This is a genomic window from Nocardiopsis salina YIM 90010 (assembly GCF_000341025.1).
In the GTDB taxonomy this organism is placed as follows: domain Bacteria; phylum Actinomycetota; class Actinomycetes; order Streptosporangiales; family Streptosporangiaceae; genus Nocardiopsis; species Nocardiopsis salina.
Genome location: NZ_ANBF01000157.1, coordinates 52,008 through 66,431, shown reverse-complemented (window position 1 = coordinate 66,431; position 14,424 = coordinate 52,008). Strand labels below are relative to the sequence as shown.

9 protein-coding genes and 1 pseudogene are annotated in these 14,424 nt (G+C 71.1%); 3 read left to right on the top strand and 7 right to left on the bottom strand.

Annotated elements, in window-relative coordinates; translation table 11 throughout:
* Nucleotides 1–3,016 (bottom strand): annotated as a pseudogene (locus D474_RS0117725) (hypothetical protein); the annotation flags it as partial.
* Nucleotides 3,017–3,798: 782 nt separating this feature from the next.
* On the opposite strand from D474_RS0117725, the gene D474_RS0117715 reads away from it, so the two are divergent.
* Both D474_RS0117715 and D474_RS0117710 read left to right on the top strand, forming a co-directional pair.
* On the top strand, nt 3,799–4,482 hold the full coding sequence (locus D474_RS0117715) for an aggregation-promoting factor C-terminal-like domain-containing protein (protein ID WP_017614874.1): 684 nt from the start codon (nt 3,799–3,801) through the stop codon (nt 4,480–4,482).
* Between the two features lie 57 nt (nt 4,483–4,539).
* The gene (locus D474_RS0117710; RefSeq protein WP_017614873.1) at nt 4,540–5,208 is read left to right on the top strand and encodes an aggregation-promoting factor C-terminal-like domain-containing protein; all 669 of its coding nucleotides are present in this window, start codon (nt 4,540–4,542) and stop codon (nt 5,206–5,208) included.
* Between the two features lie 96 nt (nt 5,209–5,304).
* On the opposite strand, the gene D474_RS29110 is transcribed toward D474_RS0117710, so the two are convergent.
* The 6 genes from D474_RS29110 to D474_RS0117680 all read right to left on the bottom strand — a co-directional run bounded on the left by D474_RS29110 (nt 5,305) and on the right by D474_RS0117680 (nt 12,651).
* Nucleotides 5,305–7,008, bottom strand: a complete 1,704-nt coding sequence (locus D474_RS29110) for a serine/threonine-protein kinase (protein ID WP_051051015.1) — start codon at nt 7,006–7,008, stop codon at nt 5,305–5,307.
* Between the two features lie 198 nt (nt 7,009–7,206).
* Entirely contained in the window at nt 7,207–8,595 is a 1,389-nt protein-coding gene (locus D474_RS0117700) for a class II fumarate hydratase (RefSeq protein ID WP_017614871.1), read from the bottom strand.
* A gap of 180 nt (nt 8,596–8,775) precedes the next feature.
* A complete protein-coding gene (locus D474_RS0117695) occupies nt 8,776–9,384 on the bottom strand; it encodes a DUF1707 SHOCT-like domain-containing protein (RefSeq protein WP_017614870.1) in 609 nt (202 codons plus the stop codon).
* A 148-nt stretch (nt 9,385–9,532) separates the two neighbouring features.
* Nucleotides 9,533–10,915, bottom strand: coding sequence for a PhoH family protein (locus tag D474_RS0117690; protein ID WP_040703838.1), 1,383 nt, complete (start codon nt 10,913–10,915; stop codon nt 9,533–9,535).
* Nucleotides 10,916–11,182: 267 nt separating this feature from the next.
* Complete coding sequence (locus D474_RS0117685; RefSeq protein WP_017614868.1) at nt 11,183–11,944, bottom strand: isoprenyl transferase; 762 nt, start codon at nt 11,942–11,944, stop codon at nt 11,183–11,185.
* 92 nt (nt 11,945–12,036) lie between these two features.
* Nucleotides 12,037–12,651 (bottom strand): RNA polymerase sigma factor, encoded by a 615-nt coding sequence (locus D474_RS0117680; RefSeq protein WP_193122826.1) that lies wholly within the window; start codon nt 12,649–12,651, stop codon nt 12,037–12,039.
* A 319-nt stretch (nt 12,652–12,970) separates the two neighbouring features.
* Between D474_RS0117680 and D474_RS0117675 the strand changes: the two genes are divergently transcribed.
* Complete coding sequence (locus D474_RS0117675) at nt 12,971–14,344, top strand: serine/threonine-protein kinase (RefSeq protein ID WP_017614866.1); 1,374 nt, start codon at nt 12,971–12,973, stop codon at nt 14,342–14,344.
* The last annotated feature ends 80 nt before the right edge of the window (nt 14,345–14,424 follow it).

The window sequence follows — 14,424 nt, the reverse complement described above, 5'->3', positions numbered from 1 at the left end:
GGGTGCTGCCGCCGGTCGCGCCCGTGGCAACGAACGTGGCGGTGACCGCGATCACGGGAGTGCGGGCGAGGGCGGCGGCGGTGGCCCCCGCGACGGCGACGGCGAGCAGGGCCACGACCGTGGAGAGGTCGGAGGCCGACGCCCAGCCGAACGCCCACACCAGTACCGCGGCGCCCAGGGAACCTGGGAGCCACAGGTCGACGGAGTACTCCCGGCGGTGGGCGGCGGCGGTGGTCAGGGCCGTGCCGACGGCGAGGGTGAGCAGGAGCGCGGCCAGGAACGGCAGCTCCAGCACGATGGGGACCGGGATCAGAGCGACGGGCGCGACCAGGGACGCGACCGCCGGGATCCGGGCGCGGTCGAGCCTCGACGTCACCGCCAGGGCGGCGACCCCCGCGACCAGTGCCGCGACCGCCGTGAGCAGGCCTTCGGACGTGGAGGTGCCGAGCACGGTGTGCGCGGGCTGCCACAGGGCCGCGTCCGGTGCGCCCCAGGGCCCGTGCACACCGGGGCCGAGGGCGAGGAGCGGGGGCAGGGCGGGGCCGGACACGAGAACGGCAACCGGCATGAGGGCGACGCCGACCCACCGGAGCGTCCTGCCGTAGGAGAGCCCGAACGCAGCGCAGACCAGGGTCACCAGGGCCGCGGCCCACCACCATCCGACGGCGGGGTCGACGGCGGACGCGAGCACGGCGAGGTGCACGGAGCCCACCACGAGCACCGTGGCCCACAGGGCGATCGCGCTCGCGGAAAGGGCGCGTGCGACGGCGCGGACCGGGGCGGCACGCGCGACGGCGGCGCACGCGGGCACTCCGGCGGTGACGGCGACAGCGTTCCGGGCCATGGCCTCGGCTCGGGGCACGACCCGGCGCTGGAGGACCAGGGCGCCCACCGCCAGCGCGGCCAGGGTCGGCACCGAGGCGTACACGGAGGCGAGCGACCAGGCCAGGGCCCACAGCAGGACCACGGTTCCGGCCAGGACCGGAGCCCAGCGTGCCCCGGTCCGGTCACCTGCCTCGACCGCCAGCGCCAGGAGCCCGGCGCCCACGGCCAGGAACAGTGCGACGGTCGGGGCGAACGGCGCTCCGAGCACGATCGGCACCGCCGGCAGCGCGAGCGGGGCGACGAGGGACGTGACGAGCGGCCACCACGGACGGTCGAGGAACCACGTGAGTGCCACGGCCGCCGCGCCCGCCACCAGCACCGCGACCGCCGTGGCCGCGCCGCCGGAGACGGAGGTGTCCAGGACGGCGTGCGCCGGCTGCCACAGGGTCGGGCCGCTGCGGCCCACCTCCGGAACGACGCGGGCGAGCGGGGCGAGCGCAGGGCCGGCAACGAGCACCGCGACCGGCATGAGCGCGATCCCGGCCGGGCGGGCTGCCCCGCCCCGGATCAGACCGAACGCCGCGCACAACAGGGTGATCAGGGCGGCGGCCCACCAGGGGTCGGAGGGTGCCTGCGGGGCGACCTCGAGAGTGGCAGCCAGGAGCACGACGTGCACGGTGCCCGCGACGATGGTCAGGATCCACAGGGCCAGGGCGCAGGAACGCAGGGTCCCCGCGACGGTGGCGCCCGAGGCGCTCTTCCCCTCGGGCTCACCACCGCCGCCCCGGACCTGTGCGGCGGCCCCGGGTTCCGTGGGACGTGGTGTGCGGATGCCGGGTCGAAGGTGCAGGCACAGGAGGGCGAGCGACACGGACAGCAGCAGGGCCGCGACGAGGGCGTGCTGCACGGCGGTCGACCACCACAGGCCGAGGGCCAGGGTCACGCAGCCGCCGATCGCCAGGGTCCACGGGTTGTCTCCGGGGATCCGGCACGAGCCGAGGAGCATCGCGGTTCCGAGGACCATCGCGGTCGCGACGAGGCCCGCGTGCGACGCACTGAGGAGGAGCGCGCACGGCAGGACCGTGAGCGGCAGGGAGACGGCCAGATGCGGAACCAGGCGCTCCGGGGCGAGCAGCCGGACCGCGACCGCGCCGAGCACGGCCGCCACCAGGACGGGGACGAGCAACAGGGGGCCCGTGGGGGTATCGGTTCCGGCCCGGAGCATCTCGGTCGCGGGGACACCCGTCAGCTGCAGGTCATCGGCCCACCACCACGCGAGGGGGCCGGGGAAGAGCACGCTCGTGGTGCGGGATGCGGCCAGGGGCGCCAGGGCGAGCAGGACGGCGCAGGCGGCCGACACGGGCTCGCGGATCTCCCCCCGCGCCTGCACGAGCCCCGCGGACCCGGCGAGGAGCAGGACGGCGGCGATGGCCCACCGGGCGTCGGGTGTGGTGGCCTGCGGGATCGCGAGCGCCAGGGCAACCAGCGGCAGCACCGTCATCGCACCCGCGCTCGTCCGCAGGCCGACGGGGGTGAAGACGCGCAGGACCAGGGCGTCGGCGAACGCGGTCGCGGCCGCCACCACCAGGAGCCAGATCCAGGATCCGGTTCCGGGCGAGGCGGAGACGACGATCAGGACCGGGACCGGCTGGGCCAGCACCACGGCGACCGGGGCGTTGGCGTGCAGGGGGACGTACCGGCTGTGCAGGGCGAGCAGGGCAGCCACGACGGCGGTGGCGCCCGCGGCGTATCCGGCCGGATCGACTCCGTGCCCGAGGAGGACCCACAGGAGGAACGCGTCGACGCCGAGGAGGACGACCAGCAGCGCGCCCATCGCCTGGGCGGTGGCACCGAGGCCGCGCCGGTGCAGGGGGACCGCGAGCCACGCGACGCCGGCGGTCACGGTCAGGAGCATGAGCGCGCGGGTGCCGGTGTCGGCGGCTGTCCAGGCCCAGACGGCGAAGACGAGGGCGGCCACGGACATCAGGGCCGCGCCGAGCCCGAGGATGGCGTTGCGTGCGGAGTGGCGGCGGACCTCCGGAACCGTTCCGGTTCCGGTTCCGGGCGCTGCGCCTCGCGCCCCCTCACGTGCCGCCCGGGAGTGCTGCACGCCCTGCGCGTCCCACACGCCGCGCACGCCGTGCACGGCCTCAGCGCCCTGCCGGGCCTGCGGTGCAGGCACCTCGGGCACGCCGTGCGCACCGTGGGNCCCCGTGGGCCCCGGGGGCATCGGCTGCGGGCGCCCACGCAGACGCGACACGTGCAGCATCCGAAGCGTGCTGGTCGGGTCGGCGCGGCGCATCCGAGCGCGCCCCGGCCTCGAACCCCTCGGGCACCACCGGCGCCCCTGCGGCCCCGTTCACATCGAGCGCCTCGGGTCCACCGCTGTGCGAGCCACGCACGTCGTGCGCGGACTGTCCGTCGTGCGCGGGAGCCGGGGGGTGCGGGGCGGGGTCCGCTCTCAGGTGCGCGACGAGGGCGTCGCGTTCGGCCAGCAGCATCCGAACACGCCGGTTGAGCACCAGGAGACGGCGGTCGATCCGGCGCAACCGTTCCAACAGGGGCGGGTCGTGTGCGTTCATACCGGCATCGTGACGGCCGGGGCGGGCCCCGCACATCGGTACGGATACTCACCCGTCCTGAGTACGAGAACCTCCCCACACCGTGACTCGGGCACGAGGTAATTTACTCTCCGTCCTCGAGACACTGGTCAGAGGCGCGCAAAACCGGCACATTCCGTGATGTGACCCAAGGCACAGCAAAAACGGTGTTACGCGCTCGTGACGATGGTGCAGGCTGAGGACGCTGAAACAGCACCCCCCTCGCCGCGTGAGACACCCATGCCGCGGACCGTCGAGCGGACCAGACCCTCCGCCCGTCCGCGCCGTCTCCCGGGTCACGCGGCCAGCGCGCAATCACGGCGGAACACGGATCCACAAGATCCGCGCCGTGCGTCAACGCGAAAGGGCGATCGTGCCACTCAACCCGTTCACACCGCGCCGCCTCAGCGCCGTCGGCGCCGCGGCACTGGTCGCGGTCTCCACGTTGGCGGTCGGGGCCTTCGCCCAGACCGGCGACGTCGACCCCGGCCAGGCATCCGCGGCCGCGGTTCCGCCCGAGGCCAGCTCCTCGGAGGACTTCTTCGACTCCTCCCCCGAGGCCGACGGCGGCGACCGCGACCTGGAACAGCGCCGTTCCCAGGCCGAGCAGCGCGTCGACCGGGGCACGCGCTCCGCGGGCGGCGAGGGCGAGGCCGTGCACGAGCCCGCACCCGAACCGGAAGAGCCCTCCACCACGGAGAGCCCCGAACCCTCCGCCCCCTCCGGCGGCGGCGACACAGCTTCGGCCCCCGACGGCTCGGCCCAGGAGATCGCGCTCGAGATGGTCCTGGACGAGGGTTGGGACGCCGACGAGTTCCACAACTGCCTGGAACCCCTCTGGGACAAGGAGAGCAACTGGAACCACACGGCGGAGAACTCCAGCTCCGGTGCGTACGGCATCCCCCAGTCCCTGCCCGGCGACAAGATGGCCTCGCACGGCGACGACTGGGAGACCAACCCCGCTACCCAGATCTCCTGGGGACTCAGCTACATCAAGGACCGGTATGGGAGCCCGTGTGAGGCCTGGTCCCACTCTCAGGCCAACAACTGGTACTGACCGGGCTCTCCATGCCATTGACCCCCTCTTGGGAAGGCAATCGTGCTACTCAACCGAATGTCGCTGCGTAGTACGGCGGCGGTCGGTGCGGCGACACTGGTCGCCGGCGCGACTTTCGCTGCGACCGCTTTCGCGAACGACGGTCTCCAGCCGGACGCGGCCCTGAACGCCGCAGCACCGGACACCGAGACCGAGGAACCGCGCGACACCGACACCGACACCGAAAGCACGGAGGAAGACTTCTTCGACGCCTCCGAGGAACTCACCGAGGAGGAGCTCGCCGAGTTGCGGGCCCAGGCCGGGGACGAGCGCGACTCCGTGCTCGGCGGCGGCGTGCAGTCCGGCGCCGTCGAAGGAACCAACGTCGAGGAGGAGGACGAGGAAGAGGAGGACGACTCCGGCTCCTCCGGCCCCGGCTTCTCCGGCGACCCGAAGGAGTACGCGCTCCAGGTGGTCGAGTCCGAGGGTTGGGGCGCCGAGGAGTTCGACAACTGCCTCGAGCCCCTCTGGGAACGCGAGAGCAACTGGGACCACACCGCCGAGAACTCCAGCTCCGGCGCGTACGGCATCCCCCAGTCCCTGCCCGGCGACAAGATGGCCTCGCACGGCGACGACTGGGAGACCAACCCCGCGACTCAGATCGACTGGGGCATCGACTACATCAAGGACCGGTACAACTCGCCCTGCGACGCCTGGGAGCACTCCGAGGCGAACGGCTGGTACTGATCCCGCCCCGCACCACGAAGTACCACGCAGGCCCCGCGGTCACTCCTCGGCCGCGGGGCCTTCCCCTGTTCCGGGCCCGGAACCCGGGCCACGCCCCTACACGTGCGGGGTGAAGGTCTCGATGACGTCCTCGTGCAGGTCGTCGTAGAAGTCCTCCTGCTCGCGGGGCACGTTGACCGAGACGTTGTACATCATCTGCTCGCCCTGGTGCTCGACGGCGACGGCGTAGATCCAGTAGTGCCGCTCGGGCGTGGGCCAGGTGTCGTTGGTGAACTCCGCCTCCATGAAGGCGATGTCCCAGTCCTCGGGGAAGTCGTCGTCCACCTCCTCCACCTCGAGCGCCTCGAACCCGCTCGTGGACGGATCGTCGACGGTACCGCCCTCGGTCTCGACGAGGTAGGCGCGGCTGCTGCCGGCATCCATCGGTTCCGACCATCCGGCGACCCACAGCTGCTGGTCGTGGCCGGGCGGGTAGAACATCGCGGTGTCCTGGTCGATCTCGGTGTCGTCGACCTCCCACCCCTGAGGACGGTCGATCGAGAACGGCTCGGCCCGGAACGCCTCCAGGTCGTCGTAGCCGGGCGGGTCCCCGTCCTCGTCCAGCTGCGGCTGACTGTCGGCCCCGGCCGGGTCGTCGGGGCCGCCCGGACCGTCGGGGCCCTGCTCGCCCTCGGGAAGCTCTTCCCCCGGCGGGACCCCGAGCTGTTCTCCGTCCCCGTCACCGCCGGACTGCCCCACGGCGTAGAGTACGGCGCCGGCCACCAGCAACAACGCGCCCCCGGCGGCCCCGAGGGCGAACATGGTCCCCATACGCATCCCGCGGCGCTCCCGCCCGGGTCGGGCCGGGTGCGCCTGGTACCCCGGCTGCGCGTACGGGTCATGGGTCGGCGGAACTGCGGCGTGTGCGTGGTGCGCCTCCTGTGCGCCGCTCGGGGGCTGGTGGGCGTGCGCGCCCGCTCCGCGTGTGGACAGCAGGTGCAGGGCCTGTTCCACGGTCAGCCGCCGGTCGGGGTCGCGTTCCAGCAGCCCGGAGATGACCGGCTCCAACCACCCCGCGCGTTCCTTGGGCGGCACCTGCCCGGAGACGACGGCGGCGATCGCGGCGGTGATGGTGTCGCGGTTGAACGGCGAGCGCCCCTCCACCGCGGCGTACAGCGTCACGCCGATGGACCACAGGTCGTTGCGGTGCTCGGCCTCGCCGCCCTCGAGCCGTTCGGGGGCCATGTACTCGGGGGATCCGACGAGCGCACCGGTGCGGGTGATGCTGGGCCCGCCCTCGATCGTGGCGATCCCGAAATCGGTGAGCACCACACGCCCGTCGGTGGACATCATGATGTTCCCTGGCTTGACGTCGCGGTGCAGCACACCGACCTCGTTGGCGTGGTGCACGGCCCGCAGCAGGGAGTCGCCGATCTGCGCGACCCGGTCGGGGTCCAGGACGCCCTCGCGGTCGAGCATCTCTGACAGCGACCCACCCTCGACGAGCTCCATCACGACCCAGGGGCTGTCCTCCCACTCGAAGACGTCGTGGATGGTGATGACCGTGGGATGGGAGACACGGGCGGCCGACCGGGCCTCGCGGCGCACGCGCGCGTGGGCGTCCTCGCGTTCTTCCGGGGTGAAATGCCCGGGCAGCAGGACCTGTTTGATCGCCACATCCCGGTGGAGCTGGGGGTCATGGGCCTGCCAGACGATGCCCATACCGCCCCGGCCCAGTTCGCGGCGGAGAACGTAACGGTTCGCGACGAGGCGCTCACCACCGCCGNGGGGCGCTCCCCCCCGCCGTTGCTCGACATGTATCGCCCTCTCGAAGCGGCTGACGGGGACCTTCCGACACCCGTGTCGGACGTGCCCCGGTACGGACTGGTTCCCAGGGAAGAGTAGCCTCCGCCCGCGGACCCGCAGGCCGCGCACCCGGCCTACACCGCGCTCCCCTCCCCCGCACACACGTCGGGGCACGCCGCGGGTGTGCGGCGTGCCCCGTGGGTTCGACCGGAACTACTGGGAGTTGGTCATGTCCAGCACGTCGAGGGCGTCGTCGAGCTGCGCCTCGGTGAGCTTGCCGTCCTGGATGTAACCGCGTTCACGGACCACCTCGCGGATGGTCTTCTTCTCCTTCAACGACTGCTTGGCGACCTTGGCGGCCTCCTCGTAGCCGATGTAGCGGTTCAGCGGCGTCACGATCGAGGGCGAGGACTCCGCGTAGGTGCGGCACTGCTCCTCGTTGGCCTCGATACCGGCGACGCAGCGGTCGGCGAAGACCCGCGAGACGTTCGAGAGCAGGCGGACCGACTCGAGCACGTTGCGCGCGATCATCGGCAGCTGCACGTTCAGCTCGAAGTTGCCGCTCGCCCCGCCGAACGCGACTGCGGCGTCATTGCCCACGACCTGCGAGGACACCTGGAGCATGGCCTCGCACAGGACGGGGTTGACCTTGCCGGGCATGATCGAGGAACCGGGCTGCAGGTCGGGCAGGAAGACCTCGCTCAGGCCGGTCGTGGGTCCCGACCCCATCCAACGGATGTCGTTGGCGATCTTGGAGTACCCGGTGGCGATGGTCCGCAGCTGGCCGGACAGCTCCACGAGCGCGTCGCGGGCACCCTGGGCCTCGAAGTGGTCGCGGGCCTCGGACAGCGGCAGGCCGGTGTTGGCGACGATCTCGGAGATCACCCGCCCGGCGAACCCGTCCGGGGTGTTGATGCCGGTGCCGACCGCGGTTCCGCCCAGGGGCAGCTCGGCCACGCGCGGCAGGACGGCCTCGAGGCGCTCGACGCCGTAGCGCACCTGCGCGGCGAACCCGGCGAACTCCTGCCCGAGGGTGACCGGGGTGGCGTCCATGAGGTGGGTGCGGCCGCTCTTGACCACGGAGACGAACTCGATCGCCTTGCGGTTGAGGGCGCCCTCGAGGTGACGCAACGCAGGGATCAGGTCGTTGGTCACCGCGGCCGTGGCGGCGATGTGGATGGAGGAGGGGAAGACGTCGTTGGACGACTGCGAGGCGTTGACGTGGTCGTTGGGGTGCACGTCCAGGCCGCTGTGCTCCTTGGCGAGCGAGGCGACGACCTCGTTGGTGTTCATGTTGCTGGAGGTGCCCGAGCCGGTCTGGAAGACGTCGACGGGGAACTCGGCATTCCACTTGCCGCCGGCGACCTCGAGGGCGGCCTCACGGATCGCCTTGCCGTGACCGTCGGGGATCACGCCCAGCTCGGCGTTGACCTTGGCCGCGGCGGCCTTGATCTCACCGAGGGCGGCGATGTGCGCGTGCTCCAGACCCTGACCCGAGATCGGGAAGTTCTCGACGGCACGCTGCGTCTGGGCCCGGTACTTGGCCTCGGCGGGAACCTGGACCTCACCCATCGAGTCGTGCTCGATGCGGAACTCACTCATTGCTACCCATCTCTCCTGGGAAAACCTGTGGAACAAAGCCTGCCAGACACACACGGCGCCCCGGGAACGCACCCGGAGTTCATGATGTTGCGCACGCCATGTCCGCGTTCGCGCAGGTCACACGTGGCGCACGGTATCGGGCCCAGGGGTGTGCACGCGGGCGCGGTCCGGCCTCCGGGCTCAGGGGCGGCCGCGGGGAGCGATACGTCGCCTGCGCACGAGCCCGCCCAGGAGGCGGCGCCGCCGCGGAGCCCGCACCCGAACCACCCCGAACAGGGTGAACCCGGTGACCTCCAGGACCGGCGGGCGGTGACGGTCGGCCGCGCGTGCGGTCGTGCTGCTGCGCCCCAGGAAGGAACGACCGGTGATGCGTACCTCCACGCCCTCGGGCACGTCGATCTCCACCCGACCCAGCAGCGCTGTGACGTTGAGGCGTTGGTGGTTGCGCAGGAACAACGCCTCGCGCATGTCGATGTCGACCCGGCCGGCCACGGCGACGACGTTCTCGTCGGGGTAACAGACCCAGCGTCCGCGCCGGCTCAGGCCGGTCATCAGCGCCATGACGGGTTGGGGGTCGAGGCGGATCGGTTGGCGTTCGGCCGGCAGCAGGTCGGCGGTCAGGCCCGGGAGCTCGCCGAGAGTGCGGGCGGCATGGGCCCGGTCGCTGCGCTCGTCGAACTCGTCCATGTCGATGCGGCCGTCGGCGACGGCCTCGCGCAGGGCGTTCAGCACGCGGGCACGGTCACTGTCGGAGGCACGGAGCCGCTCGGGCGGGACTTCCTCACTCACAGCGCACCAGTTTAGGTCGTGGCGCACCGCCCCGCCCTGATCCACCCCGTCCCCGCGAGCCCGGTCCCCGGCGCCGACCGCTTCACGGGCCCCGGACGAAGGGACGGCCCGCCCCGAGGGTGCGCGGGGCGGGCCGGGTGGACACCGCTCAGGTCTCCAGCATCTCGGTGACCAGGGCGGCCACCGGGGACCGCTCCGAGCGGTTCAGGGTCACGTGGGAGAACAGCGGGTGGCCCTTGAGCTTCTCTATGACGGCCACGACCCCGTCGTGGCGGCCCACCCGCAGGTTGTCGCGTTGGGCGATGTCGTGGGTCAGCACGACCCGCGAGTTCTCGCCCAGGCGCGAGAGCACCGTCAGCAGCACGTTGCGTTCCAGCGACTGGGCCTCGTCGACGATGACGAACGCGTCGTGCAGGGACCGCCCGCGGATGTGGGTGAGCGGAAGGACCTCGAGCATCCCGCGGTCGACGATCTCCTCGATCACGTCCTCACCGGCGACCGCGGACAACGTGTCGTGCACCGCCTGACCCCAGGGCGTCATCTTTTCGTTCTCGGTGCCGGGCAAGTAGCCGAGGTCCTGGCCCCCGACCGCGTACAGGGGGCGGAAGACCACGACCTTGCGGTGGCGGCCGCGCTCCATGATCGCCTCCAGGCCGGCGCACAGGGCGAGGGCGGACTTACCGGTACCGGCCCGGCCACCGAGGGAGACGATGCCGACGTCGTCGTCGGTCAGCAGGTCGAGGGCGATGCGCTGCTCGGCGCTGCGCCCGTGCAGCCCGAACACGTCCCGGTCACCGCGCACCAGCTTCACCGACTTGTCCGGCTGGACCCTGCCCAGGGCCTTGCCGCGTTCTGAGACCAGGACCAGCCCGGTGTGGCAGGGCAGGTCGCGGGCCTCCTCGATGTCGCTGGAGCCGGACTCGAAGAGCTCGCCGATGCTGTGGGCGGGCACGTCCAGTTCGGCCATGCCGGTCCAGCCGTGCTCGACGGCGAGTTCGGCGCGGTACTCGTCTGCGGTCATCCCGATGGAGGACGCCTTGATGCGCATGGGCAGGTCCTTGCTGACGAGCACGACCTCCCCGGCCTCGGTGCCCTCCTCCTCGGCCTCCGCGTCCAGGTCGGCCTGGAGGTTGCGGGCCACGGTGAGGATGCGGGTGTCGTTGTCACCCAACCGGAAACCGGCCGGGAGCACCCCCGGATCACTGTGGTTGAGCTCCACACGGAGGGTGCCACCGTCCTCGTTCACCAGGACGGGGACGTCCAGGCGGCCGTTGGCGACCCTCAGGTCGTCCAGACGGCGGAGCGCGTCGCGTGCGAAGAACCCCAGTTCGGGGTGGTGCCGCTTGTGCTCCAACTCGGTGATGACCACGACGGGGATGACGACCTCGTGCTCTGCGAACCTGGCCATGGCCGACGGGTCGGCGAGCAGGACGCTGGTGTCGAGCACGTAGACGCGCGCCCCCTCCACGCCTACCGGGTGGAGGTCGGCGACGGACCGGGTGTCACGGCGATCGGTCGAGGTACTAGCCACTCGTTCTCCCCTTGGGTGCCGCTGGGGCACCCCGCTGTCACGGGATCATGGAGGACCGGGACCGGGCCCACGAGGGCCGGGTCCGGCCCTCCTCGTCGAATATCCGCGTGAACGCAGGGATTCAATGAGCCGGGGCCTCCCGAGCGGGTGGCCGCACGCCACCCGCGCTCACCGACGCTACGCGCCGTCCGACCCGTTTTCCAGCGATCGAGCCCCCGGCACGGTGAACTCCGTGTGAAGAAGGCGGGGGCGGGGGCCGGAGCGGGGTCAGTGGCCGAAGCGCCGGTTGCGCGCGCCGTACGAGCGCAGTGCACGCAGGAAATCCACTCTGCGGAAAGCGGGCCAGTAGGCCTCGCAGAAGTAGAACTCCGAATGCACGCTCTGCCACAGCATGAAGCCGGACAGACGTTGCTCCCCCGACGTCCGGATGAGCAGGTCGGGGTCGGGCTGGCCGCGCGTGTACAGATGCCGGGCAATGTCCTCGATGTCCAGGCGCTCGGCGAGCTCCTGGATCGAGGTTCCTCGGTCGGCCTCGTCGTGGAGGAGCGACCGAACCGCGTCGGCGATCTCACGTCTACCCCCATACCCGACAGCGACGTTGACAACCAGACCCGGATTGCCGGATGTGGCCTCTTCCGCCTCTTTCAGGGCACGGACCGTGGAGTCGGGCAGGATGTCGAGGGCGCCCACGCGCTTGGTGTTCCACCCCTCCTCGCGCAGCCGGACGATGGCCTGGTCGATGATGCGCACCAGGAGGCCGAGCTCGTCCTCGTCACGGGAGAGGTTGTCGGTGGAGAGCATCCACAATGTGACGACCTGCACACCGAGTTCGTCGCACCAGCGGAGCACCTCGAAGATCTTGTCCGCGCCGGCCCGGTGTCCGAGCTCGGCGCCCCCCAGTCCGCTGCTCTTGGCCCAGCGTCGGTTCCCGTCCATCACGACACCGACGTGCCTGGGAATCTCCTGGCTGGTCAAACGGCGTTCCAACCGCTTCTCGTACAGCCAGTACAGGGGGTCACGGAGCCCCATCGGCGAAACCTCTCAGAGCTGGATCAAAGACAGCACGGCCGAATCGCGGACGTGCCGTTGGGGATGCCACCAGAGTAGTTCGCCCTGAGAGGTCACGAGACAGTCAAGGACTTCCGCACGTGCTTGCGGCCCTGGTGAATTCGGGATTTGACCGTGCCCAGGGCCAGGTCGAGCTCCGAGGCGATCTCGTTGTAGTCCATCTGACACAGGTCGCGAAGAACGAGCGGGGCCACCAGGTTGGGGCGGTCCTTCTCCAACTGGTCCAGAGCCTCCAGCAGATCGATACGGGAGCCGGCGATCACGCTAGTGGTGCGGGGGTCGCTCTGGTTGGGCATCCGCTCGGCCTCGGTGGGGTACTCGGCCGCACGGCGCTTCATGGAGCGGTAGGTCTGCCGGGCGGAGTTGGACACCACCGTGTAGAGCCACGTGGTGAACAAGGAGTCACCCTTGAAACTGCCGATCTTGCGTGCCACCCGCAGGAGGGCGTCCTGGCACGCCTCCTCCGCGTCCTGGCGGTAGGGCAAGAAGCGCGAACAGCGGCGGAGGACCTCCGGCTGGATCCGCCGGAGCAGATCGTCCATCGCGGCCGCGTCCCCGTCCTTGGCACGGCGTGCGAGGTCCTCCAGCTCCTCGTCGACGTTGCTCGCCACCCGACGCTGCTTGGGCGCGGGGTTTCCCTCGTGGTCTGAGTGGTCACTACTGCGCATGACTGCTCTTCTCCCTGCTTCACGGGACGTCCGCCGGGTCGACCGAACACCGCGCGCTCACCGGGGCAGGCGGGGGTACCCGTCCGGACGTCCACGGACCCCGGGGCGATCGTTCTTCCGCACACGAGTTCGCTTTTCGCCCCCGTGCCATTCACGCGGGCCTACGGACTACCATCCGAGGTCTCCCACCAGTTTCCATGCCCGATGGGATGCGCGCTACCCGGAGTGGGGATCATATCCACAAGAGCCAACTCGAAGGCGTAGATGGTGTATTAGTGGGCAACGACCCCGTATTCACCCCTGACAGACCGAGGCGCACATGAGCCAACCGGAGGCTTTCGGACGTTATCGCGTGATCCGGCGCCTGGGATCCGGCTCCTTCGCCACTGTCTGGCTCGCCCACGACGACCTGCTCAATTACCCGGTCGCGATCAAGGTGCTCGCCGAGAACTGGGCGCACCAGATGGACATCCAGCACCGGTTCCTGGAGGAGGCGCGCATCCTGCGCCAGACCGACTCCACGTGGCTGGTGGCGGTCCACGACGTCGACGTGCTGCCCGACGGCCGCCCGTACATGGTGATGACCTACGCCGACCAGGGCAGCGTCGCCGACCTGGTCAAGCGCGACCAGCTGCCGTTGGACGAGGCGCTGCGCCTGCTCACCGAGATCGGCCAGGGCATCACGGTGCTGCACAACCACGGCACGATCCACCGCGACATCAAGCCCTCGAACGTGCTGCTGCAGTCCTCCCCCGTGGGACAGCGCGTGCTCGTGGCCGATCTGGGGTTCGCCAAGTCCATCGACGAGGCCTCCGGCTTCACCGCGGCGGCGGGCACCCCCGGGTACATGTCGCCGGAACAGAGCACCCCCGGCGGTGACCTGGACGTGCGCTCCGACGTCTACTCCCTGGGCGCGGTCGCCTACGAGCTCATCACCGGAAATCAGGCCCCGCGCCCGCCTGTGCGCACCCCGCCTGGCCGGATCCGGCCAGGGCTGCCTCCGGCGCTCGACGAGCTCATCATGTCGGCACTTTCGGCTGACCGAGAGAGTCGTCCCGGCGATGCCAAAACCTTCACGGACCGTGTCAGGGCGATCCGTATGGAGCCCGATCCGCTGCCGGGCGAGGAGCCGTGGTGGCGGCGGTACCGGCTGCAATGGCATCGGCTTGCCGTGCTCGGGGCGACCCTGACCGTGATGGTTCTCACCCTGACCTCGGCCTTCGGAGCCCCCTCGATGTCACTGACCCCGGTCTACAGCGCCGCCCACGAACTACGCGTGGACGTGCCCTCGGCATGGGCCTCCGAACTGCACCTGGCCAGGGCCGCCCGTCCCGCCGCGGCCGAGGCTGGCGCCGGGCCGGGGCTGCTGGCCGCGACCGACGCCGACAACTGGCACACCACCGAGGAGAGCTCCTACGGCGTCTACACCACGCTCCTGCCGGGCGCGCGCGAGCTCGAGAAGGTCGCCGAGTCCGACCGCTGCGGGCATCTCCCGGTCGAGCGCCGGGTGGAGTCCCAGCGTTGGGAGGGCAAGGTTTGGGAGTGGTCGGACTGCGACGACAACGGCGCGCTGACCGCGGCGGCCGTGCACGAGCCGGGCGAGCCCAGGACCGTCTACCTGGAGATCCGCCAGCCCGAGTACCGTCCCGAGCTGGCCGACACCATCATCGACAACGTCCGGGTCATGGCCTGAGCTTGAGTTTAACCCCGGCAGGATCGTTTCCTGCCGGGGTTAAAACTCAAGCTGAGGGCACGCAGTGAGCGGCCGGAAAG

Excerpts from the sequence above, each read along its gene's own strand:
- D474_RS0117700 (WP_017614871.1), bottom strand. The coding sequence starts at position 8,595 with ATGAGTGAGTTCCGCATCGAGCACGACTCGATGGGTGAGGTCCAGGTT.
- D474_RS0117685 (WP_017614868.1), bottom strand. The coding sequence starts at position 11,944 with ATGGGGCTCCGTGACCCCCTGTACTGGCTGTACGAGAAGCGGTTGGAA.
- D474_RS0117675 (WP_017614866.1), top strand. The coding sequence starts at position 12,971 with ATGAGCCAACCGGAGGCTTTCGGACGTTATCGCGTGATCCGGCGCCTG.
- D474_RS0117680 (WP_193122826.1), bottom strand. The coding sequence starts at position 12,651 with ATGCGCAGTAGTGACCACTCAGACCACGAGGGAAACCCCGCGCCCAAG.
- D474_RS0117710 (WP_017614873.1), top strand. The coding sequence starts at position 4,540 with ATGTCGCTGCGTAGTACGGCGGCGGTCGGTGCGGCGACACTGGTCGCC.